The 25,188-nt window shown below is 55.0% G+C and carries 29 protein-coding genes; 5 read left to right on the top strand and 24 right to left on the bottom strand.

Annotated elements, in window-relative coordinates:
- Positions 1 to 209 precede the first annotated feature (209 nt).
- Positions 210 to 1,142, top strand: a complete 933-nt coding sequence (locus HWQ14_RS04310) for a winged helix-turn-helix domain-containing protein (RefSeq protein WP_176609047.1) — start codon at positions 210 to 212, stop codon at positions 1,140 to 1,142.
- On the top strand, positions 1,114 to 1,581 hold the full coding sequence (locus HWQ14_RS04315) for a hypothetical protein (RefSeq protein WP_176609048.1): 468 nt from the start codon (positions 1,114 to 1,116) through the stop codon (positions 1,579 to 1,581). Before HWQ14_RS04310 ends, HWQ14_RS04315 begins: the two co-directional genes overlap by 29 nt.
- Positions 1,582 to 1,606: 25 nt before the next feature.
- Here HWQ14_RS04315 and HWQ14_RS04320 read toward each other — a convergent pair whose 3' ends face one another.
- The 12 genes from HWQ14_RS04320 to flgB are packed head-to-tail and all read right to left on the bottom strand — an operon-like array spanning position 1,607 to position 11,375.
- Complete coding sequence (locus HWQ14_RS04320) at positions 1,607 to 2,617, bottom strand: hypothetical protein (protein ID WP_176609049.1); 1,011 nt, start codon at positions 2,615 to 2,617, stop codon at positions 1,607 to 1,609.
- Positions 2,618 to 2,623: 6 nt separating this feature from the next.
- On the bottom strand, positions 2,624 to 3,538 hold the full coding sequence (gene flgL / locus HWQ14_RS04325) for a flagellar hook-associated protein FlgL (protein WP_176609050.1): 915 nt from the start codon (positions 3,536 to 3,538) through the stop codon (positions 2,624 to 2,626).
- Positions 3,539 to 3,560: 22 nt separating this feature from the next.
- Positions 3,561 to 4,928 carry a flagellar hook-associated protein FlgK gene (gene flgK, locus HWQ14_RS04330; protein ID WP_176609051.1) on the bottom strand — a complete coding sequence of 456 codons (1,368 nt, stop codon included), beginning with the start codon at positions 4,926 to 4,928 and terminating at the stop codon, positions 3,561 to 3,563.
- A gap of 3 nt (positions 4,929 to 4,931) precedes the next feature.
- Positions 4,932 to 5,321: a rod-binding protein gene (locus tag HWQ14_RS04335; RefSeq protein WP_176609052.1), complete on the bottom strand. Its 390-nt coding sequence runs from the start codon at positions 5,319 to 5,321 to the stop codon at positions 4,932 to 4,934.
- On the bottom strand, positions 5,321 to 6,412 hold the full coding sequence (locus HWQ14_RS04340) for a flagellar basal body P-ring protein FlgI (protein ID WP_176609053.1): 1,092 nt from the start codon (positions 6,410 to 6,412) through the stop codon (positions 5,321 to 5,323). Before HWQ14_RS04340 ends, HWQ14_RS04335 begins: the two co-directional genes overlap by 1 nt.
- Before the next feature lie 11 nt (positions 6,413 to 6,423).
- Positions 6,424 to 7,089 (bottom strand): flagellar basal body L-ring protein FlgH, encoded by a 666-nt coding sequence (flgH, locus tag HWQ14_RS04345; RefSeq protein ID WP_176609054.1) that lies wholly within the window; start codon positions 7,087 to 7,089, stop codon positions 6,424 to 6,426.
- Between the two features lie 24 nt (positions 7,090 to 7,113).
- On the bottom strand, positions 7,114 to 7,899 hold the full coding sequence (flgG, locus tag HWQ14_RS04350; RefSeq protein WP_148420467.1) for a flagellar basal-body rod protein FlgG: 786 nt from the start codon (positions 7,897 to 7,899) through the stop codon (positions 7,114 to 7,116).
- A 21-nt stretch (positions 7,900 to 7,920) separates the two neighbouring features.
- Positions 7,921 to 8,652 (bottom strand): flagellar basal body rod protein FlgF, encoded by a 732-nt coding sequence (locus HWQ14_RS04355; RefSeq protein WP_176609055.1) that lies wholly within the window; start codon positions 8,650 to 8,652, stop codon positions 7,921 to 7,923.
- 3 nt (positions 8,653 to 8,655) lie between these two features.
- Positions 8,656 to 9,858, bottom strand: coding sequence for a flagellar hook protein FlgE (gene flgE / locus HWQ14_RS04360; protein ID WP_176609056.1), 1,203 nt, complete (start codon positions 9,856 to 9,858; stop codon positions 8,656 to 8,658).
- 34 nt (positions 9,859 to 9,892) lie between these two features.
- On the bottom strand, positions 9,893 to 10,567 hold the full coding sequence (gene flgD / locus HWQ14_RS04365) for a flagellar hook assembly protein FlgD (RefSeq protein WP_148420487.1): 675 nt from the start codon (positions 10,565 to 10,567) through the stop codon (positions 9,893 to 9,895).
- An 8-nt stretch (positions 10,568 to 10,575) separates the two neighbouring features.
- Positions 10,576 to 11,001 carry a flagellar basal body rod protein FlgC gene (gene flgC / locus HWQ14_RS04370; RefSeq protein ID WP_059310347.1) on the bottom strand — a complete coding sequence of 142 codons (426 nt, stop codon included), beginning with the start codon at positions 10,999 to 11,001 and terminating at the stop codon, positions 10,576 to 10,578.
- 23 nt (positions 11,002 to 11,024) lie between these two features.
- Positions 11,025 to 11,375 carry a flagellar basal body rod protein FlgB gene (gene flgB, locus HWQ14_RS04375; protein ID WP_176609057.1) on the bottom strand — a complete coding sequence of 117 codons (351 nt, stop codon included), beginning with the start codon at positions 11,373 to 11,375 and terminating at the stop codon, positions 11,025 to 11,027.
- Positions 11,376 to 11,451: 76 nt separating this feature from the next.
- Here flgB and flgA point away from each other — a divergent pair, with 76 nt between their 5' ends.
- The 3 genes from flgA (at position 11,452) to HWQ14_RS04390 (ending at position 13,081) form a co-directional block, all read left to right on the top strand.
- On the top strand, positions 11,452 to 12,237 hold the full coding sequence (gene flgA, locus HWQ14_RS04380; protein WP_176609058.1) for a flagellar basal body P-ring formation chaperone FlgA: 786 nt from the start codon (positions 11,452 to 11,454) through the stop codon (positions 12,235 to 12,237).
- Between the two features lie 131 nt (positions 12,238 to 12,368).
- Positions 12,369 to 12,641, top strand: a complete 273-nt coding sequence (flgM, locus tag HWQ14_RS04385; protein ID WP_148420462.1) for a flagellar biosynthesis anti-sigma factor FlgM — start codon at positions 12,369 to 12,371, stop codon at positions 12,639 to 12,641.
- Positions 12,642 to 12,643: 2 nt separating this feature from the next.
- Positions 12,644 to 13,081 carry a flagellar protein FlgN gene (locus HWQ14_RS04390; RefSeq protein WP_176609059.1) on the top strand — a complete coding sequence of 146 codons (438 nt, stop codon included), beginning with the start codon at positions 12,644 to 12,646 and terminating at the stop codon, positions 13,079 to 13,081.
- Positions 13,082 to 13,112: 31 nt separating this feature from the next.
- On the opposite strand, the gene HWQ14_RS04395 is transcribed toward HWQ14_RS04390, so the two are convergent.
- The 12 genes from HWQ14_RS04395 to HWQ14_RS04450 form a co-directional block, all read right to left on the bottom strand.
- Positions 13,113 to 14,519 carry a hypothetical protein gene (locus HWQ14_RS04395; protein WP_176609060.1) on the bottom strand — a complete coding sequence of 469 codons (1,407 nt, stop codon included), beginning with the start codon at positions 14,517 to 14,519 and terminating at the stop codon, positions 13,113 to 13,115.
- Between the two features lie 16 nt (positions 14,520 to 14,535).
- Positions 14,536 to 15,666 (bottom strand): hypothetical protein, encoded by a 1,131-nt coding sequence (locus HWQ14_RS04400; protein WP_176609061.1) that lies wholly within the window; start codon positions 15,664 to 15,666, stop codon positions 14,536 to 14,538.
- Between the two features lie 45 nt (positions 15,667 to 15,711).
- Positions 15,712 to 16,653, bottom strand: a complete 942-nt coding sequence (locus HWQ14_RS04405; RefSeq protein WP_176609062.1) for a hypothetical protein — start codon at positions 16,651 to 16,653, stop codon at positions 15,712 to 15,714.
- A gap of 27 nt (positions 16,654 to 16,680) precedes the next feature.
- Positions 16,681 to 18,102, bottom strand: a complete 1,422-nt coding sequence (locus tag HWQ14_RS04410) for a glycosyltransferase family 2 protein (protein WP_176609063.1) — start codon at positions 18,100 to 18,102, stop codon at positions 16,681 to 16,683.
- 5 nt (positions 18,103 to 18,107) lie between these two features.
- On the bottom strand, positions 18,108 to 18,554 hold the full coding sequence (fliJ, locus tag HWQ14_RS04415) for a flagellar export protein FliJ (RefSeq protein WP_148420455.1): 447 nt from the start codon (positions 18,552 to 18,554) through the stop codon (positions 18,108 to 18,110).
- A 3-nt stretch (positions 18,555 to 18,557) separates the two neighbouring features.
- On the bottom strand, positions 18,558 to 19,877 hold the full coding sequence (gene fliI, locus HWQ14_RS04420) for a flagellar protein export ATPase FliI (RefSeq protein WP_176609064.1): 1,320 nt from the start codon (positions 19,875 to 19,877) through the stop codon (positions 18,558 to 18,560).
- Positions 19,864 to 20,622, bottom strand: a complete 759-nt coding sequence (fliH, locus tag HWQ14_RS04425; RefSeq protein ID WP_176609065.1) for a flagellar assembly protein FliH — start codon at positions 20,620 to 20,622, stop codon at positions 19,864 to 19,866. Before fliH ends, fliI begins: the two co-directional genes overlap by 14 nt.
- 3 nt (positions 20,623 to 20,625) lie before the next feature.
- A complete protein-coding gene (locus HWQ14_RS04430; RefSeq protein WP_148420453.1) occupies positions 20,626 to 21,651 on the bottom strand; it encodes a flagellar motor switch protein FliG in 1,026 nt (341 codons plus the stop codon).
- A complete protein-coding gene (gene fliF / locus HWQ14_RS04435; RefSeq protein ID WP_176609066.1) occupies positions 21,620 to 23,299 on the bottom strand; it encodes a flagellar basal-body MS-ring/collar protein FliF in 1,680 nt (559 codons plus the stop codon). The genes HWQ14_RS04430 and fliF overlap by 32 nt, the downstream gene beginning before the upstream one ends.
- A gap of 10 nt (positions 23,300 to 23,309) precedes the next feature.
- Positions 23,310 to 23,678, bottom strand: a complete 369-nt coding sequence (locus HWQ14_RS04440) for a flagellar hook-basal body complex protein FliE (RefSeq protein ID WP_148420451.1) — start codon at positions 23,676 to 23,678, stop codon at positions 23,310 to 23,312.
- Between the two features lie 19 nt (positions 23,679 to 23,697).
- Positions 23,698 to 24,726 carry a sigma-54 interaction domain-containing protein gene (locus HWQ14_RS04445; protein WP_148420450.1) on the bottom strand — a complete coding sequence of 343 codons (1,029 nt, stop codon included), beginning with the start codon at positions 24,724 to 24,726 and terminating at the stop codon, positions 23,698 to 23,700.
- A gap of 259 nt (positions 24,727 to 24,985) precedes the next feature.
- On the bottom strand, positions 24,986 to 25,186 hold the full coding sequence (locus HWQ14_RS04450; protein ID WP_176609067.1) for a hypothetical protein: 201 nt from the start codon (positions 25,184 to 25,186) through the stop codon (positions 24,986 to 24,988).
- Positions 25,187 to 25,188 lie beyond the last annotated feature (2 nt).

Consider the following 25,188-nt stretch of genomic DNA (forward strand, 5'->3'; position numbering starts at 1 on the left):
GGGCGTAAAACAGATGAAAACCTTCCCGCTGTAGCATAAAATCGAGCAACAACAGGGAAGACTACGTCCTCTTTTAATCTCCGCAGGCATGCGGCATTCATTAAGAATTCTAAATGGAGTTAACAACTCAATCGGATAACCTCTGATCCCTCCGGGTGTTCAACAGGTTATCGCCATAATAATGGGGTGGTTGAATCCATAACATATAAATGAATAAACGTTATTGCTCCGTAAATAATTGGCTGGTTGACGTCGCTTCAGGCTCTATTCTCCATTTAACCACAGGGGAACGAAAGCGCCTGGGTGAATATCAGCTCAAGCTGCTGGATATTCTGGTTCAGGATGCGGGTAAAATATTTACCCGCGAAGAGTTAACGACCCTGGTCTGGGAACGCCGGGTCATCGGCAATAATAGCTTGCCGAATGCCATTCACGCATTGCGCACCGCATTAGAGGATGATGGTAAAAACCAGCGCATCATCAAGACTATTCCGCGCAAGGGCTATCTGATTGAGCCCGAGTATTGTCGTCTGATCGAAACCGATGAGCCTTGCGATGGGGAAGATGCGGAGGCTGACGTTCCGCCTGCCGAGGCGTCGCTTAACGCTGAGCCTCTGACTGAACCGGAGCAGCCTGAAGGTAACGACGATCCTGCACCGGTAATGGAGCCCGTCCCGGTGCTGAAGCCGAAATGGCGTCGTCATGGCATCGTTAGCTTTTTACTGGTGATGGCCGCCACGGCCCTCTTTACGACAGCCGCCTGCTGGTACCTGCTGGGCGGCTACAGCGAACATCTGGTTTCACGGGAGATCCAGCCGGGCGTTTACAGCAATATCCACATTTATGCCGTCGAAACGGCAGGCGATCCGCCCTATATCTCCGTGAACCTGTACGGCAAGTTAAAAGACTCGCTGTATGCCATCAACCAGCAGATCCAGATGCAGTCCGCCACGATGCAGATCTTCTTTCACAGCACCAATTCGTCGCTGAACTACAGCTTCACGCTGTCCAATAAATGCGACAATAAACAGCTGGCGATGTCCATCTACCACTGGCGTACCGATACGGACCAACTCAACAACCTGATCCTGCGAGAAACCCGAAGGAAGCTTCATGAACTGGCTACGTGCAAAACGCCTTAACGTGGCGATCGTCATCGCCGTTCTGGCGACGCTCGTCGTTCTGGCGTTTAAGTATTTCACCACGACCTCAACGCTACAGTACGGCAATGTGGAAGATGACTTCCAGATGGGCTTTTACGACCTGATGTCACAGCAAAAAGAGATTTACGATGTGAGCCTGAAAACCACGCGCGGCGTACTGATGGCCAATATCACCAGCCCGGACGACAACCGCTTTGTCCTGAAGGGAAAGTTTACGCCGACGCAGAAAAAACACGGGCGAATCTACTTTACGCTCACCCCAATTTACTACAGCACCGAGCAGAAGGGGCTAATGATAGATGGCCTTGTCGACCAGCTCATGTACTCCAACTACTGGATGGAGCCGCTCTCTTTTAATCACAAGTCGCTGGTGGTGGGACAAAACGGCGCGATATTCCTCTACCCGGCGTCCCGATGACGTGGCTGTCCGGCATTAATGGCCCTTAGCCCAGCAGGTTTTTAACCGTTGCCAGCCGGACGTTGGCCTGAGCACCCAGCGCCTGCGACAGCTGGCTAAAACTGTCGGCGCTGCGAGCCAGCCCCTCACCCAGGCTGCGTGAAGTGTGCAGCGCCTGCTGTGAGCTGTACACCGTCGCCATATCGTTTATACGGGCGCTGACGCGGTCCTGCTGCTGGCGCAGTTTGCTGCGCTGGCTGGTGATGTGATTAAGGGTATCCTGCAACTTCATTTGCCCCTCTCGCTCCCGCCGCGCGGAGAGCGCCATCATCTCATCGCTGTTCGCGCTTTCCGCCTGCGGGGCCAGCAGGGTGAAGGCATCGGCTGGATAAAGTTTACCTTCGCCACGCACCGAAAAGTGCTGCTTCACCTGCTCCCACCTGCTCTCATCAACGCTGAACAGCAGCTGGCCGCTGTCCGTCTGGCTGGCATGGATCCCTAAGCGCCCCAGACCAACATTCAGCTTTGTCAGCGTCTGTCGCGGCGTCGCCTCTTCCGGCAGCGCAACGGCAGCCATCTCCCGTCGGGTGCCCCCAAGCGCGAAGATCAGCGTTTCCCCGGCCGGGAACTGCACTAATTTTTCGCTGCCCGGCAGGGTGAAATTAACCGCGTTCTTCTTCTCCAGCGAGGCGTTGAGATGGCGATCGATCGTACCGCCGGAAAGCTGCATACGGCGTGAAAGGTGCTTTTGCAGCGCAGCAGTCTGCACGCTGGCATCCCCGCTGCGACCGGAAGTCTGGCGCAGCTGGAGCAGCTGCGTTTCGGTTTTCGCCAGATAGCTGTCCGCCTGCTGCACGGCGGTCAGCTGCTGATTGAGCTGTACGTTATAGCGCATCGGCCGGCGCGACAGCAGTGCGGATTCAGGAAATGAATGACGGGTAAATTCAGCGTCGGGCAAATGTACCCGCCCGACGGTCTGCGGTGCATCGATATTCCCGCGCCCGGCGGGTGCCGGTGCGCTGGAGAGCGGTGAGGATGTTTTTAAACCGACTTGCATATCATTTTACAACATACTGAAAAGATTGAGATTGCTGACCATGCTGTAGGCCTTATACGAGATCTGGACCGAGGTATTGTACAGCTGGAGCTTCGTGTAAGTCGTCGCGTAATCCGCCTCATTAAGATCGGTCTCCAGCTGGCCGTTCGACAGGCTAACATCGGTATGGGCATCATCAATAAGCGTCAGTCGGTTCTGCCGGCCGCCGAGATCGGTAAACAGCGCTCCCAGGCTATCGCTGGTCGTCTGGGTCATATCGATCATCGCCGTCAGGTCGTCCTGGTAATCCGTCAGGCTGGCGTTCGGATCCTGCATTTTCTCACTCAGCGCTTTGAGCTTGTTCAGCATCTCCAGATCGTTGCCTGAGCTGGAAAACGCGTGGGAAATATTGGTGTTTTCGGTAATGCTAACGCCGTTGGCCACCGTCGTTTCCCGGGTCTTTTCATTGCCGCCGAATACGTACTGACCGTTTTCGTCCAGCGTGACGGTTTTGCTGTCGGTCATGGTGCCGGAGAACAGGTAGCTCCCGTTTTCGTTTTTGCTGTTCATCGTCGCCACCAGCGAGTCCAGCATAGATCCCAGCTCCGCACCGTAGCTCGCCAGATCTTTCTGACTCAGCGAACCGTTATTCGCCAGCTTAAGCTTATCGCTCACGGACATCACCTGGTTGCTGAGGGCGTTGATATGGGACTCCTGTATCGACAGCGCGCCGCTCAGGCTGGTGATGTTGCTTTGATATTGCTTAATGGCTGACTGCTCGCGATTAAGCTGTACCAGACGGCTGGCGATAACCGGATCGTCCGACGGTACGTTAATACGCTTTTGCGTCGACAGTTGTTCCGTGAGTTTGCCCATCTGGTAACTATTAACGCCCATTTGCGACATCATGGCGTTATAGAGAAAAAGGCTGCTTACTTGCATATTTCAGATCCCGTGGTTGCGCTTAAAACATACTTAGCAGATCGCTAAAAACCTGATTACCCGTGGAAATCACCTTCATACTCGCCTGGTAGGCCTGCATGTAGGCTTGCAGATTCATCGCCTCACGATCCTGATTCACGCCGCTCAGGTCATCACGCTGCTTTTGCGCGTCGTCCCTTACCGCGACGGCCGCATCCATTTCGGTTTTACTCTGCTTGCTGGCAATACCGATGGTCGAAATAATGGCCGCCGCCCCTTCGTTCAGGCTCATGTTGCCCATCCCCGGAATGTCGGCTTTCTGGTTCTTCAGCTCAAGCAGGGCGTTAAGGTTGTCGCCATTGCCCGGCTCCTTCGGGTCGCCGGAAAGCGCCAGCTCGTCGGGAGCCAGATCGTTTACCTGTAGCATGCCCGCCGGGTTCGACGCATCGAAGGTGAACAGCGGTTTCCCCTGCTTGCCGTTCAGATCGTAGCCCTGCGCCAGCTGTGTGTTGAACATATCCGCCACGGCCTGCGCCATGCCCTGCACGGAGTCGCCCATCTGCTTCAGCGTGCCGGTTTCATAGTCATAAAGCGCCCCCAGCTGACCGCCCGTTGAGGGATTGAGGGAAAACTCGCTGGTCGAAAACGCCAGCGTCAGCGTGGTATTACCGTTGCTGTCCTTACCGGTGCTAAGCTTGCCCGCCGTCTTGCCGCTCACCAGCGGCTGACCGTTACTTAACGAGACGGTGTAGCCGTTGCTATCGTCGGTTACTTTGACGTCAGCCATTGAGCTCAGCGTCTTCACCAGCTCGTCACGCTGATCGCGCAATACGCTGCTGTTGCCGCCCGTGGATTCCATCGCAGCAATCTTCTTGTTGTATTCTGCAATGTTGCCGCTCAGGGTGTTGATCTGCTCCACCATCGCCCCACGCTGCGTGTTGATGGACTCTTTCTGGCTGGAGATAAAATCATTCATGCTGTTGAAGCGGGTAGAGAGCGTGTTTGCCTGGTTCAACAGCTGCTGGCGCAGCGCCTGAGATTCAGGCTGCTGCGTCAGGGCGTTCAGGGCGCTAAAAAAATCGTCCAGGCCATTTCCGAGGCTCGTCGAGTCGGTGCCGATGACCTTCTCCAGGGAGCTGACGTACTCGTTACCCATGCTGAAATAGGCGGCTTTGGTGTTGGTCTGCCAGACCTGGTTGACAAGGTACTGACTGGAGAGCCTGCGAATACTGTTCACCTGAACGCCGTTACCCGGCGAGAGTCCGGCCTCGCCCATCGGGCCGATGGCGCTCTGAACAATCCCCTGACGGGTATAGCCTGGCGTCAGCAGATTATTCGCATTCATCGACGAGACGAGCATCCCCATGTTAGCTGCCTGCAGTCCGCTATAGGCGATATCGAACATACTCATGGCTTACTCCTGTCCTTCGGTTATCTGGAACGACTGCAAATGGCGTTCCTGCGGTTGTCCCTGTAAAGCGGCCGCTTCCACCTGATTCTTAAGCGGGGCCGTCACCTGCGGGGAAAGCTGGTTAATAATCATCTGAGCAATGCCGGTGCTGCGCTGGGAGGCCAGCTCTGACGCCATTTTGTCATCATAGAAATCGCGCATCATGCGCTGCTGTTTGCTGTTGAAGGGGTTATCTTCCCCCAGCACGTCGGAGGCCTTACGCATTTGCGATAGCATTGAGCGCAGCATCAGCGCCTCAAACTGCCCGGCGGCCTGTTCAAGCGTTTGCGGCTTTACCTGGCCGGTAATATCACCCGGCAGAATAGCGGTTTGTCGGTTAATCGCATTCAGCATTACATCACCACCAGTTCAGCATCCAGCGCCCCGGCTTCGTGCAGCGCCTGCAGGATAGCCATCGTGTCATCCGGGGCCGCCCCCAGGCTGTTGAGGGTATTGACGATACTGCGCAGGCTGGTGCCGGCTGAGATGGTCACCATCTGCCCACGTCCGCGATTAACGTCAACGTCGCTCTGCGGGGTCACCACCGTCTGTCCACGGCCAAAGGCATTGGGCTGGCTGACGTTTGCGGATTCGCGAATGGTGACCGTCAGATTGCCGTGAGAAACCGCCGCGGCGCGGACGATCACCCCATCGCCGATCACCACCGTGCCGGTCCGGGCGTTAAACACCACCCGCGGCGGCTGCTTGCCGGCGTTGATCTGGACATCTTCAAGCGACGACATAAAAGCCACCCGCTCGCCCGCCCCCATTGGGGCACGCACGGAGACATTGGTGGCGCTCTGGGCCGTCGCCGTTCCTGCCCCAAAGGCGTTATTCAGCGCTACCGCTACCGCGTTGGCGGTTTTAAAGCTCGGCCGCTTGAGGTTCAGCATCACCGTCGGCTCCTGCTGGAAATCGCTCGGGATTTCACGTTCCACCGAACCGCCGTTCGGTACGCGGCCTACCGTTGGCGTATTGATGGTAACGCTGGAACCGCTATTGCCTTCCGCCTTCACGCCGCCCACGACCACATTACCCTGCGCCAGGGCATACACCTCACCGTCGGCACCGCGAAGCTGAGTCAGGAGCAGCGTTCCGCCGCGCAGGCTTTTGGCATCGCCGATGGAAGAGACGGTGACGTCAATGGTTTGTCCGAGCGAGTAGCCCGGCGGCAGCGTGGCGCTAATGGCGACGGCCGCGACGTTTTTCACCTTCGGGTCAATTTTGGCCGGCAGCTGGACACCAAACTGGCGCAGCATATTGGTGACCGACTGGCTGGTGAACTTCACCTGGTTTTTATCCCCGGTTCCGTCCAGACCCACTACCAGGCTATAGCCGATCAGCTGGTTACCACGTACCCCCTGAATGTCCACCACATCGCGCAAAGGCTGGGCAGCAACGCCAAGGCTGTACAGGCACAGGAGCAGTAAAATTCGTCTAAACACGCTCGACTCCGTCAGATAGGGAACAGGGGATGGTTAAAGAAGCGCACCAGCCAGCCGGCCGCGTTTGCATCACTCAGCGCGCCGCGTCCGGCGTAGGAGATACGCGCGTTGGCGATACGCTGTGAGGAGACGGAGTTATCGCGCTCAATATCGTCGGCTCTTACGAGGCCGGTTACCCGCATGTACTCATCTCCCTGATTGAGGGTGAGCCATTTTTCGCCGCGGATTGCCAGCACGCCGTTGGGCAAGACTTTATAAACCGCCACGGTGATCGCTCCGCGCAGGCTGTTTTGCTGCTGCGACGTGGCGCTACCGTTGAAGTTACGGTTACCATCTACCGACCCGGACAGCTTATCCACCGAGTGGCCAAAGGCCTCCGGGATGCCGAGCGAGACGTCATTCTTCTTGCCAAAGTTCGTTCGCGCCTGCTTGCTCGCCTGGGTGGATTCGTCCAGCTTTACGGTCAGGATATCGCCAACACGATAGGCGCGGCGATCCTGAATAAGCGACCAGTTATAGCCGCTGTTATAGACGCCACCGCCGCGGACGTGCGTCTCCGGCATGGCGAAATCTTCCGGCGGCGCGTACGCCGCATCGTCTTTGTGCACCAGCAGTGCCGGGCTTTCGCAGCCCGACAGCACCAGCGCCAGTAAACCGATCGCTACCTGCTTTTTCATCTCTTTCACTTTACGGCTCTGCCCTTACATCGACTGCGTAACAAACTTCAGCATGTCGTCAGCGGCAGAAACCATTTTGGCGTTCATTTCATAGGCGCGCTGGACGGTGATCATATCGACCATCTCCTCAACAACCTGCACGTTGGAGCCTTCCAGCGAACCCTGTTCCAGCTGGCCAAACGCCTCTTCACCGGGTACGCCTTCCACCGCTTCACCGCTGGCGGCCGTTTCACGATAGAGGTTGCCGCCGACAGCCTCGAGACCGGCCGGATTGACAAAATTCACCAGCGTCAGCTGCCCCAGTTCAATCGGATCGGTTTCACCCGCGACCGTCGCGGTGATGGTGCCGTCTTTGCCGATCTGAATATCCTTCACGTTATCCGGCAGTTCGATTTGCGGGATCAGCGGCAGCCCCTGCGCGTTCGTCAGCACGCCTTCAGGCGATTTTTGCAGGTTACCGGCGCGGGTATAGGCGATATCACCGTTGGCCGTTTCCACCTGGAAAAAGCCCTGCCCGGTAATCGCCACGTCCAGGCTCTGCCCGGTGTTCTGGATGTTGCCGACGGTGAACTCTTTCTGGGTACCGACAATCTTGACGCCGGTACCGAACTGGATGCCCGTCGGTGAGATAGTGTCCTGATCGAGCTGGCCGCCCGGGGTGCGCTGATTCTGGTAGAACAGATCGGCGAACATAGCGCGGTCACGTTTAAAACTGGTGGTATTGACGTTCGCCAGGTTGTTGGAGATGGCGGTCATTTTGGCGTCCTGCGCCGCTAGCCCAGTTTTACTGATCCATAAAGCGGGATTCATCTGTATTCCTCAAATGTGTTGTCAGGTGCCGCGAATCAGGCGGTTACCGGCGTTTGCGAGATCTTCAGCGGCTTTCATCATCTTGATCTGCGCTTCAAACTGGCGATTGAGCGCAATGCTGGAGACCATTTCGCTGATGGCCGACACGTTGGCGGATTCAAGATGTCCGGCGGCCACCTTCACCTCTTCGTCACGCGGATTAAACGCCGCGCTGGTGATCAAGAAACCGGCTTCGTTTTTGCTGAGCTCGCTGGCGGGGATATTCACCAGCTTCACGCGGTCAATATCCATCGGGGCGGCGATGTCGCCGTCCTCCGGCACGATGGTGATTACCCCATCCTCACCGATTGAGATGGAGGAGTAAGGCGGCAGCACGATCGGGCCGTTATCGCCCTCCAGCGGCAGGCCGCTGACTGACAGCTCGCCATCGGCGTTGATGTCGATTTGGCCGTTACGCGTGTAGACCTCACGAGTGCCGCTGCGCAGCGTAATCAGGCCGTCGCCCTTCACGGCAATATCCAGGTCACGCCCGGTTTCACGCATGGCTCCCGGCGTCATATCGACGCCGCCCTGAGTGGGCTGCGCCAGATAACGCGAGGCATATCCCTCGCCGTTAATCTGCTGCGTGAGCGCTTTGTCGAGATCGCTACGAAAACCCTGGGTATTAACGTTCGCCAGGTTATTCGCGTGGATTTCCTGCTGCGTCAGGCTTCGCGAGGCGCCGCTGACGGCGGTGAACAGTAGGCGATCCATCGATTACACCGCCTGGAAGAGCGAGGTCATCATGCTGTCGTTGGTGCTGATCACCTTGGTATTCGCCTGATAGTTTCGCTGGGCGGTCATCAGCCCGACCAGTTCGGCGGTCAGATCGACGTTTGACGACTCCAGCGCCCCGGAAACAACAGAACCCAGCAGGCCGGTACCCGGCGTGCCGGTCAGCGGCGCGCCAGAGCTGGTGGTTTGTGACCAGGTTGTACCGTCCTGCGCGGACAGGCCGTTCGGATTAGCGAAGTTCGCCAGCACCAGCTGCCCCTGCAGCAAACGCTCGCCGTTAGAGAAGGTGGCATAAACGCAGCCGTCCTGATCGATTGCCTGGCCCGTACGTTCGCCGGAGGCATAGCCGTCGCCTTTGTTTTTGCTGACGGAGAAATCAGAACCATACTGGCTGGTGCCGCCATAGGTCATGTCAAGCGTAATGGGATTAGCGCCCGCAACATCCGCGGTCAGCGTGACTGCTCCGCTCGGATCGGTAAGCACGCCCTGGCTGTTAAAGGTCAGCTTCTGTACCTGCTCCGTACCGCCGCTGGTCACCGGCGTATCGTCCATGTAGTAGTGCACTTCCCAGGCGTTTTCGCCGGTTTTCACGAAGTACTGGTTCAGGGTGTGCTCACGGCCCAGCGAGTCATAAACCTGAGTGGTGTAGGAGTTGTTATAGGAGGTGTTGTCTTTAGGATTGAATGGCGTAGTGGCCGGAACGTCCGCGCGCGCGTCCATGTTGGCGGTAAAAGCGATACTTTCCGTCGCTTTTGCCGGAATCGAACCGCTGCTGATCGTCAGGTTGCCGATAGTGCCCACCTGGAGCGTACCGCTGGCATCGACAGGATAACCCTGAAGATACATCCCTTTGTTGTTGACAAGATGACCGTTGCTGTCGGTGCCGAAGTAGCCCGCGCGGGTATAGGCGGTAGTACCTGCGCTATCGCGAACCATAAAAAAGCCATTACCGTTGATGGCCAGATCCAGCGCGGTACCGGTGGAAGTAATACTTCCCCCTTTGGTAATGCTCTGGGTAACGGCAGTTACGCCCACGCCCAGCGGCTGGCTTTCCGCGTACAGCGCGGAAAACTCCGCGCGCCCGGATTTAAACCCCACGGTACCGGAGTTGGCAATGTTGTTAGAGATAGCACTCAGCTGCTCGGTAATCGCATTCAGACCGGACGTTGCAATACTAAAGCTCATAATCGTTCCTGTTTAATTAATATCCTGATTCACTTCAGGCTTTGTTCCTGGAGGCAGTGCCAAACTGGCTGATGTTGTTGTAGGCGACTTCGCCAAGACCGTCGATATTGAGTACCGTCGGGCTACCGTCGAGAGGAATGCGCACGTTGTTTACCACCCCGCCCATTTCGAGCGGCACTTTCTCTTCACCGGTATCGGTCACCACGCTCAGGGTGTATTTGCCTTCGCTCAGCCCCAGCGCTTCCGGGTCGAAGGTGAAATCCACCTGTCCCGCTTCCTGCTTGCCCAGCTCAATTTTGTGTTCAATGCCGGCGGCGTCTTTGGCAATCACCGTCACCACGCCGGCGGCGTGCTCCAGCGTCAGACGTCCGTCAAGCACGCTCTCGCCATCGCTGTTCACCGAATCGGTCTGCACCATCACGTGCTGTCCAACGAGGTTGCCGGTAGTCAGCGTTTGCAGGTTGTCCATCAGCACGGAATTGTTCGCCATCAGCTGCGACATGGTTTCCATTGATTGCACCTGGGTAAGCTGGGCCAGCTGGCTCACGTACTCGGTACCGTCGGTAGGGTTGAGCGGATCCTGGTTCTGGATCTGCGCGACCAGAAGCTGCATAAACATGGTGTTCATGCCGGAGGCGGACTGGTTGCTGGCAATGCCGTCCGTTGTACTGCCGGAACGGCTTTTGGCGTAAGCGCCGTCTACGTTCATATCCATGCTTATGCTTCTCCAAGTCGCAGCAGGCTTTGCTGCATGCTTTTCACACTGTTCAGCACATCCACGTTGGTTTCAAAACCGCGTGATGCCGACATCATATCCGCCATCTCTTCCACAACGTTGACGTCCGGGTAGTAGACATAGCCGTCGGGATTGGCCATCGGGTTGTGCGGCTCATAGCGCTGTACCGCGTTACCGGTCTCAACGACGTCCATCACCTGCACGCGCGCACCGGTTAAGGCCTGATGGTTCATCAACTCGTCATTTTTATACACCGCAGCAAATACCGGACGGCGCGCTTTATAGGTGCCGTCTTCGGTAGCAGAGGCGGTTTCTGCGTTGGCGAGATTACTGGCGATGGTATTAAGACGAACGGTTTGCGCCGTCATCGCCGATCCCGAAACGCGATAAATATCCGAAAAAGCCATATTTCGTGGTTACCTGCGTTGGGTTACTTACCGTCAATGGCCTTTTTAAGGCCAGTGAACTTCATGTTTAAAAAGGCAAGGCTCATCTGATAGTCCTGGGTGTTCTTCGCGAACTCCGCCTGCTCGACGTTCAGTGAAACGGTATTGCCGTCGGAAGACGGTTGGTAAGGCACCCGATACATCTCCTGCGGGGCAGACGAAAAGGAAAAACTCGACCGTGAACGTTGCATCTCGGAGGCAAAATCAATATCTTTAGCCTGGAAGTTAGGGGTATCAACGTTTGCCAGATTGGCTGAAAGCAGCTCTGCTCGGGAAAGTCGAAGTGCTACAGCCTGTGGATGAACGCCCAATGCTTTGTCAAAAGTAATACTCACAATTCACACCCTCGTGATGCTTAAACCTGCATGCTCTGCGTTTTCATAGCAACTTTCATGCCAAGGTTTTAAGTTTATGATTTACAATGTTTTTCCTCTTTTTTTAAGCCTCAGGGTGAAACGGTATTTCCGCTTTCTGATGGCGTTTTTCCTGCTGTCGTTTTCAGTTACCGCGCTGGCCGATGTCGCCCCTCCCATCAGCGCCCGCAAGCAAGTTTTTGCCACCGTCCAGCACAACGCGTCGGATCTCATTCGCCAGGAGGCAAAGCGCCGTCGCTGGCCTGACTATCAGGCGAAAATGAATCTGTTTATTCCTGGTGAAGTATCACAGTACGCGGCATGCCCTGAAAAACTGGCCGTTTCTCTTCCCGGCGGCGACCGCCTTGACATCAATCGCCTGCGCTTTGACGTGCGCTGCGCGGGCCCCGGAGGCTGGGATATTCCGGTTACCGTAAAGCCAGATATTTACCTGCCGGCAATCGTCGCCAGCGCCACGCTGGAACGCGGTCACGTCATCACTCCCGACAGCATCGCCATTAAAAAGCTCAACGTCAGCAATATGCGCGGTGAATATCTGACCCAGCCAGACGACATCATCGGGATGACCGTCAGGCGCCGCATACGGGATCGGCAGGCAATTACGCTTCAACAGCTGGAAGCGCCGCTGCTGGTAGAGCGCGGCCAGCGCGTGCTGATGATTGCCGGACAAAACGGCGTAGAAGCCAGAACGATGGGTGAAGCCATGAAGAAGGGACGCAAAGGCGAGATCATTAAGGTCAAAAACGAGACCAGCGGACGGATCGTCAGCGCTATTGTTGCCGACGTTGGCGTGGTGAATATGGTGTATGCCAGCGGCAGGTAAAAAACTTACCTCCCTGTTTAAGTTACCGCATGCCATAGCCGCTCTTTACACATAACGGCACAGGAAGCAGGACTTCCGCAGGGCAAGGTTCATACGCAACCAGAACAGACGATAGGTAAAAGGGCAAAGCGATGAAAGTAGCAGCACCGCAGTACAACCTGACCACTGCAATTAATAAAGCCAGCAGCGCGGAACAAACGTGCACCGTGGCGCAGGAGGGTACCCGCGTGATGCGCAGCGCCGCCATCGATCCGGTCCTGGGCGATGCGCAGACGCAGTTAAGCACGCTGCCAGAAGTGGACATGGCGCGTGTCGCCGAAATGAAGGAAGCCATTAGCAGCGGCAAAATCAGCATCAATATTGATTCGCTGGCCGAGGCGATGCAGAAGTATTTCCAGAGGTAATTATGACCAACGCCGCCCAGCGCGTTAAAACCCTGATTCAGGATATGGCGGAAGACCGCAAGCACTACAGCGCCCTGACCGCCCTGCTCGACACACAGCGCCGCCATATTGTCGCCCGCGATAGCGCGGCGCTGGAAACGCTCAACGCGCAGCTGATGGCGATTTACCAGCAGCTATCAAAAAATAGCCAACAGCGCTACAAGCTTTTGAACGAACTGGGCATCACTCCGAATGCCGAAGGCATAAAATCGCTGATCGCCCGCCTGCCCGCCACCCACCGGCCAACCGTTTCAGCTCTCTGGAAAGGTCTCCAGCAGCAGGCCACCGCCTGTCAACGCGCCAACGACTACAACGGTGCGCTGATAAATATGCAGCAGGAGATCCTTGGGAATTTGCTGAACAGCAGCGCGCCGGAGAACTGGTTGTATCAGGAGGGGTGATGCAACACCCGCCGTTTTAATGATGGGTCAGTTATAACTTTAGCCACTTTAGTTTATCGCAAAGTTTTTGAGCACCTGTGAAATTGAGGTGGTGGGCGTCACTAAAATCTTCTGGAGAAAAATCATTATCTTCAGAAAGATCGATACAAAATGCGTTTTTGCCGTCAGTAACTGAAGTTAAAAATTCTTTGGTTTCGCGGCGCATTTTTTCATGGAATAGTGCATTATATAGCCGGGTAAAGGGTTGAATGATAAAATAAATATGCCCCTGTACTTGCCTCACCTGTTCTACAATACCCTGAAAAATAAGTTTATTATATTCAGCAACCCCCTCGCGCTCATAAAACCTGGCAAAATATTCAGTTTCTCTTCTAGTATATGCACTGCTATAAATAAAATCAGTAGAAATTGGTTTTTCAGGTATTAACGGCGAGGATGAACGCAACGATGTAATTTCTCTCCTCGCGACCCAAGAGGCAATATCGACGTTTAATATATCAACAATTGGCTCCCTTTCAAAATTAAACAAAAAAGAATTACACTTATAACGGCCACGATAATCATATGCAATATTGTTACTTGAAAAAAACTCAGAGGCCAAATGAAAGTATCCATTGGATGATTTAGCTAGTTCATGGAATAATTCAAAAAAGCCGATAACAATAACAAAATCCTTAATGTTATGGTGTCGGATACAGTGTTCAACCAGTGCTTTATTGTAGGCCGCATCCCCACTAGCAATAGATAAATTCACAGCATTCGTTAACAAAGCATCATGCATACCATAATAGCCAAACGAAGACCCAAGAATTACCTTATCATAGTTGTTATTACTTTCTAATTTTCGCAAGTTATTATTTAGAATAGCGACCATATCAATATGTTTACGAATGACGCCTATATATTCAGCATGATTACCAATGAGAGAACCAGCTGTTTCAATATTTATATAACCCAGCAAGTTTCGAACATTTACATGGGATAATCCTTCTTTGTCTCCAAGAATAACGGGGCGAGGGAGATTGATACAGTTCAGTTCATTTTTAAGTGTCTCTGGACTTATTTCATCGACAAAGATAGTATTCTTAAAATACAGAGGAGCATTGCCAAGGATATGGCAGCTCAAATGAAAGTTTTTGCGCTTGCCAATATAAATGAAATCCAAAGGACGGCGCTGTACAAGCCACTGCCAGAATGCGGAAAGATGAATTAAAAAATCATCGACATCTCTACCGCTTACTTTTTTTTCAGATACAGAAATGAGTTTCTCAATAAAATTCACAGACTGAATTTCATCAGGTATAACACATTGGTTTTTAATAACACATTCTTTTATTGCATCTATGACTTCATCCAGTTTAGTGAGAGATAATGTCATAGCAAGATTTTTTAACTGAATAAGAAAGCAGCTTTCTCTAGGAATAAGTGATTCTTTCATAATTGTGTTATATATTTTAACGATTAATAAACTCTATCGCTTTTTCCCGATCGATTCTATCGTTACTGAAAAAATCGATGCCATTAAACAAATAATAGTGAATATATTTTTTCAGCATTTCCTGATTAAATGTTTTATAAAAACAATCACCTATAGCTATAACTGGCTTATAATGTAATAAACCTTCTAGCCCTACAGTCGAATTTATCGTCACTACACCTTCTGACTGTTTGATAAGATCGGTAGTTAACTCTCTCGATAATTTAAAACCTAGCGTCTTTTGTAATTGCACAATATGTCGAACTTCTTCACTTTGTGGTTCCGCAGGATGGAGTTTCACTACAACCTGATACCCACTGCTCTGTGCCAACTGTAATGCATAACGGATAACATCTTCGTTTTTATAACGTGAATAGAGCCAGAGTTGCGCATCATTGGAAACCTGAAGTGGAACAAAGAGATAAGGTGCCCCAGTGTTAAGAATTTTATCTGTCGAACACTCGTTAATGAAATTAGTCAATATATTCCCCTGCGCCTGGCGGGGCGGCTGTGCTTTAAAAGCGCGGTACCTGGACATCCATGCCAGATGTGTTGTCTCTTCAACCGCTGGATACCTTTCAAGTATTTCTGGAGTCATGGCAAGTTGTGAGTGGGCATTCGTACCCAGTGGATCGACAAAAATCTTATTGGGTAAATTTGACAGTTCTACAAATTGCATTGGGATCGATTTTAGCTCGCATACCACCTTTGCTGCTTTTGCCCCGATGCCACAGCCGCTACACATGACAAACCGAGAAATTCTGGCGGGTTCAAATTGGTTAAAAAAAACAAAGCATGACAATAGAACATGCCAACAGACCTTACGCTCACCGCCCCCGATGACGTACTCGAAGCTACTTTCAATCGCCTTACCAAGCCGCTCACCAAGAAGCGGTCTGGAGTGATGAAATAATTTTTCTTCTGGCACCGATTTGAGCATCGGAATTTGCATTACCTGACAGTATGGCAACTGACTCTTAATCAAATTGCAAATGTCAGAATCACGGGAAAAAAATATCACATTTTTTCTTTCCCTTTCCGGTAGCGCTTTTACGATACGGATAAAAAAATATGCGTAGAAATGCCCTTCTATCAGAAATGCAATCATCACTTATGCCTGTTTATTTATTACGTATTAAAAGGAGCAAGTGCTTTACAACAGCGACAGCCCGCACAGCAGGCTGTAATCCGCCGTATTTGCCGCGTCGGTCGCAAATGGATTCTCCTGCTGCCAGCCGCGTAACGCGCCGATCAGCAACGCCGCGTCGTCCTGACCAAACGCGCCCTGCTCGGCGCGCATGGCGCACAGCATTTTGAGGTGGAAGAACTGTCGCGCCAGCCCCAGCAGGGCTTCGCCATAGTTGCTACAGTTCACGCCGGGGAACACATCGTTGTACAGCGGATAAATCAACGCATTGCGAAGGATGTGCGGCTGCTCGTTAAACAGGCTGATATCCGCCCATACCGCTTCCAGCGTTTGCAGACGTTCCGCCAGGCGCGAAGGCTGCATGATCGACAGCTCGCTCAGCTTCAGCGCCATACCCATCTTCTCCACCATCGGCAGGTTGAGATTAAGGCGCAGGGTGCCCATCTCTTTCAGCGTGGCCACGCGGTTCTCAATAATCGGAGGCAGCATCGCGAATTGCTGCGTTAACACTCCCTGCTCCGCCAGCGCGGCCAGCTGTTCTCCCATATTTACCAGCAGTGCCGGGTCGCACTCACCGTTATCCCGATATTGCTGCGCTTTACTGAGCAGCACGCCAATGCTGTACAGACTCACTTCCAGCGCCAGCGCCGGATGAATGGCGAGGTTAACGCACTGCTGATTGAGGGTCTCGCTCCATGGAGAGAGCATCTCTTCGCCCTGCGCTGCCCTCTGCGTGGTGTGCAAAATAAACGCGTCCGGATTGAACAGCATCTCTTTGGCCGCCGTTTCACAAACGATATCCAGGCTCTCACGCTGCTGGTTTTTCATCTTCACGCTGATATGCGGCCAGCCCTCCCCGCCGTTCCGGCAGGCCGGGCATTCACACGCGGTCTCGCGCGCATCAAAACGTGACACAAATTCAGGTTGGTAGTGTTCAGTCAGTTCCATGTTCGTTCTCTTTCGGGCTGTCGCGGGTTAACGGTGTTTACGGAAGAACCAGTGCGTACAGTCAACAGGCTCGCCGCTTTTGGGGTCCGGGTAGTGTTGCAGGAAGGCGAAGCTTGGGCTGAATCCCAGCCACAGCGCGTTTTTGCTCATTAATACCGCCCAGCAGCGATCGATGCTGACGCTCTGCTCCATCGCCTGACGATAGGCATCCAGCAGCACAGGGTAGTAATCGGCATTCACCGCACAGGCGCACGCGCAGCCCGCATTAAAGATACGTGCCACTCCTTTTAAAGATCGGGTTGGCGTGAAGTTTTCATAACGTCCACCCAGCAGCAGCACCTGCCAGTCCAGCTGGTCCAGTCCATCGAGCAGTTTGTTGACGTTCTGGATCGCATTCTCTTTTCTGACAAAGCGCAGCCCGGCATCCAGCAGCACCACGTTTTTCCAGCCCTGCTGTTGGGCATGGGACAGCACCTGCACGTGGGTTGCCAGTTCGGCGGCCTCCGGCGTTCCCGTCTGCACTTTTGCCACCGGCCAGATTTGTCCGGCTTCTACCCCCAGCGCTAGCAGCGCTTCACATCGCGTCGGCAGCGTTGATTCCTGCTGCGGGTCATACAGAACGGCAATCTTCTCGAATACCGACCAGTTCACCCGCGTACTGAGCGGCGCGGTGCTAAGCCGGCGGTAGTGCGCCAGCAGGTTGGGATCGCTGACAAAGTCCTCCAGCGTAAGATCGACCGGCGTTGAGCTATCGAGAATGAAATCTTTGTCATAGGTGTTGCTGCTGTGCGAAATACAGAGGATGGTTCGCTTCGGGTCAATCTGCTGCACCGGCGTGGTGAAATTATTCAGAAATCCCACCTCTTCCGCCTGCATCGCTTCATCATCATAACGATGATTTTTCAGCAGGTTACGATGATAGCCGAACGTGCCGTTCAGGGCGTGGCGGGCCCCGAAGGAGTGGGTCAGATAGATTTTATCCAGATGGCTGTACCAGATATAAATCTGGTCGCTGCCGGAAAACAGCGCGCGGTGGGTCTGCATCTGCGCCACCTGATGGGAAATCTTATCCGGCGCATAATAGTCATCATCATCGAAACAGATGATGTATTCACCCTTCGCCAGCGCGTTGAGCCGGTTACGTTTATTGCCCAGCGTCAGCCGCTCCGGGCTGTGGATATACCGTACGTTTGGCTGCGACGGATCGACCATCATATCGATGAGATCGGCGTTGCTGGCCGGCGAATCGTCGAGGATCACCAGTTCGCGCCTGTCCGCCGGGTAGTCCTGGTACTGCCAGATATAGAGCAGATAGGGCAAAAACTCGCGGCGGTTGTAGGTCGGGCAGATAACGCTGACAAACGGCGTCGACCGCGGCTGCGAACGCTGCTGGCGCGCCAGCAGGGCTGAGATCAGGGAAGACTGAGTGTTTTTAGAGGTTGTGGTCATAACATTTATCGTTGGCGAGCGGCGGCCTGCCGTTGGCGCAGCCAGCACTGAACAGAAACAGAATCGGTTATTTTTTGATCGCGTCGGCTTAACGCCATCCGCTGGTCGCTGCGTTTGGCATCCAGCACCATCGCAAGGCTTTTTTCCCGCTTTGCTTCGGCCAGCAGGTTATCCTGAATCTTTGCTGCTTCCAGCGAAGCCAGCGCCTGCTCCTGCTTCTGCCAGTCGATAACCCGCTGAATATTTTGCTTATATTTCGACTGGTTGATCATCAGCACGGCGCTGTTCGCGCTCTGCGTGACGAGGCCTGATGCCAGCGAGGTCAATGCATCAATGTTCTTCTCAAAGCGCTGGCAGAGCTGTTTTTGCGAGGCCAGCTTTACGGTCAGGTCATCAACCGCGCGAGTACGCATCAGCTGTAGCTGTTCCAGTGTCGAAATGAGTTTGCTCATCGGTTATCCTGCCTGCGCCAGCGCACACAAATCCGTTACGGTGGCGTCAATCAACGCCGCGTCGTGCACTTCCTGCTGTAAAAAATGCGCGATGGCCGGAGAAAGGCGTACCGCCTTATCCGCCAGCGGATCGGTCCCCGCGATATAGCCGCCCAGCGGTATCAACGGCTTAATATTCTGGTATTCGGCGTACAGCTGCTTAAGGGTACGCGCGGCGAGCTGGTGCTCACGGGTCGTCACCTGGCTCATGCAGCGGCTGATCGACTGGCCGATGTCGATGGCCGGATAGTGCCCGGCCTCCGCCAGATGGCGCGACAACACGATATGACCATCAAGCACCGCGCGCGCGCAGTCAACGATGGGATCCTGCTGATCGTCCCCCTCCGCCAGCACGGTATAAATCGCCGTCATCGATCCGTTACTCCCGCTGTTACCGGCGCTTTCGACCAGGCGGGGGATCATGCTGAACGCGGAGGGTGGATACCCTTTCGTTGCGGGCGGCTCGCCGAGCGAGAGGGCTATCTCGCGCTGGGCCATGGCGTAGCGGGTCAGGGAATCTACCAGCAGCAGCACATCTTTGCCCTTGTCGCGATAGTAACTGGCGATGGTATGGCACAGCTCGGTGGCCTTGATGCGCATCAGCGGCGACTCATCCGCCGGTGCGGCGACGATCACCGACTTTGCCAGGCCTTCAGCCTGGAGCGAATTCTCAATAAATTCTTTAACCTCACGTCCACGCTCGCCAATCAGCCCCACGACCACCACTTCGGCCTGGGTATAGCGGGTGATCATCCCCAGCAGGACGCTTTTGCCCACCCCACTGCCCGCCATAAGCCCTACGCGCTGGCCTTTACCAACGGTCAGCAGGCCGTTGATCGCCCGCACGCCCACGTCCAGCGGTGTTTCAACCAGCTGCCGTCGAAGTGGGTGGATCTGCGGCAGCTGCTGTGGCAGCAGCGTGTCACCGGTCAGCTTGCCCTTATCGTCCAGCGGTTCACCGAGGCCGTTAACAACGCGGCCAAGCCACTGGTCACCCACCATCACCCCTTCGCTTTTACCGGCAGGGAAGACGCGCGCCCCGGCAATCAGTCCGGACGGCTGTTTGAACGGCATCAGGTAGGTAACCTCACGGTCAAATCCCACCACCTGGGCTTCCATCATCTCTTGCTCAACGCTTTCTACGTAGCACAGCTGGCCTATCGCCAGTCGACAGCCCACGCACTCCAGCAGAATGCCGTTCACCCGCACCAGACGGCCCGCGACGCGTGCCAGGTCAATCTCTTCGATGGAGCGTAACGCCTGTTCGAAATCAAGGCTGCTCATGGGATGCGTCCGGCAACAGGTTGTCTTTCAGCACCGCCACGCACTGGTCGAGACGGTGCTGGCAGCCCACATCCATTTCGGTGGTCTCGGTGATTACGCGGCATTCGCCTGGCTCCAGCGCCGGGTCGGCGGTCAGCCCCCACTCACGCGCTTTTTCCGGCTCCGCTTCGCTGATGCGGCGGAACTCTTCGCTGTTCAGCACCACGCGCATCTGCTCTGGCGGCTGCGGCAGGCTGGTCAGCGCCTCTTCCACCAGCGCTAGCAGCTGGGTCGGGTGCAGCGCCAGCTCGCAGCGGATCACCTGGCGGGTTACTTTTTCCACCAGCTGCATTAACTCTTCACGACGGCGCTGCTCATAGCTTTCGAGGAAACGCTGCACGTCGGCGGTGAGGCGTTCAAACGGCGCCGCCGCCTCCAGAAACTGCTGGCGAGCCTGCTGTTTACCTTCCGCCAGGCCTTTGCGCATCCCTTCGTCGAAGCCGAGGCGCACCCCTTCCTGGTAGCCCTCCTGCTTGCCCTCTTCCATGCCCTGGGCAAAGCCCTGGTTCATGCCTTCGCGGAAGCCGGCTTCGCTCTGCCGCTGATGCTCGCCGGGATCCTGCATGACGGACACCTCGCTCTCGCCGTCCGCGTGCGGCGTCGCCCGGCGTTTGCGCAGCGGGGGGAATTTATGCAGCCGGGGTTTAACCACCGCCTGACGCCGCGAGGTCAGTGCCTCGAGCGCGGGACTCCTTTTCTTGAACATGGTTTATTCCACCGTCTGTTCGGCGAAGAGCTGCACCTGAATCTCACCCTCTTCCACCAGCTGACGCAGGGTCTGCATAATCTCTTTTCGCACCTGCTCAATACGGCTGACCGGCACGGGACCCAGGCGGCTGGTGGTGCTTTGCAGCAGAGTCACCTGACGCTTCGGCATGACGTTGAAAATCGCCTGGCGCAGCACCGGCTCGGTGCCCTTCAGCGCCACGGCCCACTCTTCAATCGGCACTTCTTCCATCAGGCGCTGCAGCGTGGCTGGCGTCTGGCGGCTGAGAATGAAGAACTCGTACATTTCGTCCTGCAAATCGTCGACCACGCTTTCGTCGCGCTCGCGCAGCTGCTCCAGCAGCTCCTGCTGGTTGCTGGGAATACGGTTGACGATATTGGCGGCGTGCTTGATGCCCGCCACCTTAGAACCATGCTCCGAAAGCACCGCGATACCGCGATCGATCAGGCGATCGAGCTCGTCAATTACGTCGCGGTTGACATCATCGAGCCGGGCAACGCGGTATATGATTTCATCCTGACGTTCGCGCGGCAGCACGCTCAGCACGCTGGCGGCGATGTCTGGCGGCAGGAAAGCGAGGAAAACCGCCTGCAGCTGCAGGTGCTCCTGATCGATCAGCGCCGCCAGCTGGGGAATATCAACCCACTGCAGGCGCGCCATGCGGTAGCGGATCTCATCGCCGTAAATACCGTTAATGACGCTGCGGGCAATTTCACCCCCCAGCGCCTTTTCCAGAATGCTGCGCAGGTAGGAGCGCGACGCGCCGTTGATGCCGCTCTGCTCGCTGTAGTCGGAAAAGAAATTATTCATCGCCTGACGCGCCTGGCTCACCTTCACGTCATGCAGACGCGCCATGGTTTCACTCAGCAAAACCACCTCTTCACGGGTGAGTTTCTGCATAACCTGCGCAGCGGCCTCTTCGCCCACGCTCATCAGCAAGATCGCCGCCTGCTCCAGGCGGCTACGCCCTTTGGCGTTACTGGTCCGGTTTGCTGTTGCTTCGGTCATTGCTGTTAATCCATTGTTTCAGAACTTCTGCCACGCGCTCTGTTTCGCTCTGGGCCAGAACCTGGAGATACTCCACCTTGGTTTCCAGGCCGGAGCTTTGCGGCGGCAGCAGATCGTCATTATTGTTAAAGCCCGCTTTCGACAGCGTGGAAAGCCCGTTTTCCGACGCAGGAGAATCGTCTGTCAGCAGCATTGAATCGTCCTGCTCGACCGCGTTTACCACGCGCTCGCGGCGTCCCAATCGCTGGGCCAGCGGCCGTACGCCGAACAGCAGCGTCAGCAGAAGCAGCAGGCCAATACCGCCGTTCTGCGCCCAGTACTGCATATCCGGATCTTTCCACCATTTCCCGACTACCGGGTCCTGGCTGACCGGAGGGGTAAAGGTCAGCACGTCCAGGGTTAACGCATCACCGCGCTGTTTATCGATCCCGGCGGCGCTTTCTACCAGGCGGGTAATTGAGGTCAGCTGCTCGGGCGTGATCTTAGCCAGCGCGGGTGCGCTCTGGTTCAACGCCACGGCCACGCTCAGCTTCTCCAGCTTATAGCCGGGGTAGCGGATATGGCGGATGTCGCGGTCGAACGCATACTTGCGCTGCTCCTGGCTACGGTTGCTCAGGGAACGCGGATCGCGGGTGGTTGTTTCCGTCGTATTCGTCGCGGCAGGCGCTGCCTGGCCCGCGGCCTGAGCCGCGGCCGCCTGCGGATTTTGGTTCACCGGACGGTTGCTTAGCGAGCCGGGAATACCAAACGCCATTTCGTTGGTGCTGTTTTCGTGGCTTATCTGCTCATCGCTCACGCGCGGATCTTTGCCCAGCCGCTCCTGCGTCTCTTCAACGCGGCTCAAATCCACGGTCGGGGCAACGCTGATGCGGAAGTTCCCCTCGCCCACCAGGGAGGTCAGCAGCGTGGTGATGTTCTTGCGGGTATCGTCGCGGATGTGCTGCACAACCTCGTTGCCGGGGCGTTTGCCCTCAGGGCCTTCAATACCGGCTGAGAGCAGGTTACCCGCCTGGTCAACCACGCGTACGCTGCCTGCGGCCATGCCCGGCACGGAGCCGGAGACCAGCTGCACAATCGAGGCCACCTGCTGTTCATCCAGCCGTTTGCCGTAGCGCAGCTGCACGATCACCGACGCGCTGCTGTTCGGCTTGTTGGTCAGAACAAACGAGCTGGACTCGCTCAGGCCGAGATGCACGCGGGCGTGTTCCACCGGATCCAGCGCCATGATGCTCTTAGCCAGCTCGCCCTCCAGGCTGCGCTTATAGCGCACGTTCTGAATGAACTGGCTGCTGCCGAGCATCTCTTCTTTATCCATCAGCTCGTAGCCGTCCGGCGTCGCGGCGCTAATACCTTTCGCCGCCAGCGCCATACGCGCCTGCGGCAGCTTACCTTCACTGACCAGGATCTGGCCGTTATCGGGGTTAACGCGATAAGGAATGTTTTCTGCACCCAGCACTTCCACCACCTGCGAAACAGGGATCTGTTCCTGCGCGCCGTACAGGGCTACATAGCCCTGATTGTGGTTCCACAGCGAGGCGACGATCCCGAGTGCCAGCACGGCGCCACCGGCAATCGCCAGCAGTTTAGGTGCGTTAGTGCCGGAGGGCAGAGAGAGAGCGGGAAGACGAGCTTTGATTTTGTTTAACACGGTACAAACCTTACAGCGAGATGTTCATCACTTCGTCCAGCGCGCTGTTGAGCTTATTGCGCACCTGCATCATGGCCGAAAAGGCCACGCTGGCTTTCTGGCTCTCAATCATTGCGCCGGCTAAGTCGTCGCTTTGCCCCATATCGATTGCGGTTTGCTTTGCGCTGGCGCTGTGCTGCAATGCATCGACGTTATCGATAGCGCTGTTCAGCACGCGCGCGAAAGAGACCGGCGCCGTACGGGTAAACGCGTCGCCAGCCGGCGCTATCGTGGGGGAAAGGTTAACCGCGCCGGAAGAGGCCAGCGAGGCCGTGCGCTGCATACGATCCAGAAGCGCCTGTTGCGCGCTGTTAATACCTGCGGCAGCTATTTTGTCCATGATTTGTTCCTTTCTGGCCTCAGGAATAACATTCAATATCAATACCTTCGTCACGCATGGACGCAAGGCGATAACGCAGCGCGCGAGGCGTAATGCCAAGGAACGCTGCCGTTTTAGATTTGTTGCCTTTGTGGCGTTTTAACAGGTCGATGATGTACTGATATTCCGCCATGCGGCCGTGCAGCTTAACGTCGCGTATGGCTGAACTGTTGTCCTGCTCCCGATAGGCGGGCATCACCCCGACAGCCGGGTTTGCCGGCAGGGGTGCGCACGCAACCAGCCCGAGATCGGCGGCTTTGATTTCATCACCGTTGCCGAGTATCATGCCCCGCTGGATCACGTTCTCAAGTTCACGCACGTTGCCCGGCCAGTCATAGTTCAGCAGCGCGTGGCGGGCATCGTCGCTCAGACGAACATTGCCCTTATGGAAGGCGCGATATTTGGTAATAAAACGCTGAACCAACGGCAAAATATCCTGCTTGCGTTCGCGCAGCGGCGTAATATGGATCGGCACGACCGAAATACGGTAAAACAGATCCTGACGAAAACGGCCTTCGGCGATTTCCTGTTGCAGATCTTTATTGGTGGAGGCAATCAGACGAATATCGAGAGGAATACGCTTATGGCTTCCCAGACGTTCAACTTCCTGCTCCTGCAATACGCGTAATAACTTTGCCTGTAGTGATAAAGGCATATCGCCAATTTCATCCAGCAGCAGCGTTCCGCCATTAGCCTGCTCGAATTTTCCGGCCACGCTGGCGACCGCCCCGGTAAAAGCCCCTTTTTCATAGCCGAATAAAATGGCTTCCAGCATGCTTTCCGGGATCGCCGCACAATTAACGCCAACATATGGCGCACCATTGGCGCAGGCATGCTCATGAATATATTTGGCGACGCACTCTTTACCTGTTCCCGTCTCGCCGGTGACCAAGACTGACACATTATATTTAGCAACGCGGCGGGCTAATGACATCACACCCACACTGGCAGGGGAAACGGCAATAAACCCCTCTCCATTACGGTCTTCACGTTCAATGATAATGTTCATGCTGGAGTACCATTAAAAGAACTTAAAAACAAGAATTCGCCACACCTTTATTAACATCCACAATTGTCCTTCCATTGCTGGATGGATAATTAAAACGTTTAAATAATGTTAAAAAAGATTAGAACTTATATTTATTATCCCGAGGAAAGGAATCTTCCTGGAAAATATGTTGCCTAGTATACGCACCGCCTAAGAATTGTCTTATCTTTAATGCATATTAAAAAATTAACCATTTAAATTCATATGGTTATGAATAACATTAATCTACTTTCAACCGGAAAAATAATGGATTAATAAACCATGCACTCTTGCAATAAAATGAAGAGAAAGGTCTAATTCTCAGCCTGAATAAAAAGGCATATGGGTTTTCGACAGGCAACGCGCCTTTGGTGCCAGTGATAAGCGTCACAACGATTTCAAAACTCAAATGCTGGCAGAAGAAATTTTCGTGATGGGTCATAC

It is taken from the genome of Enterobacter cloacae, from assembly GCF_013375935.1.
Classification (GTDB): Bacteria; Pseudomonadota; Gammaproteobacteria; order Enterobacterales; family Enterobacteriaceae; genus Enterobacter; species Enterobacter pasteurii.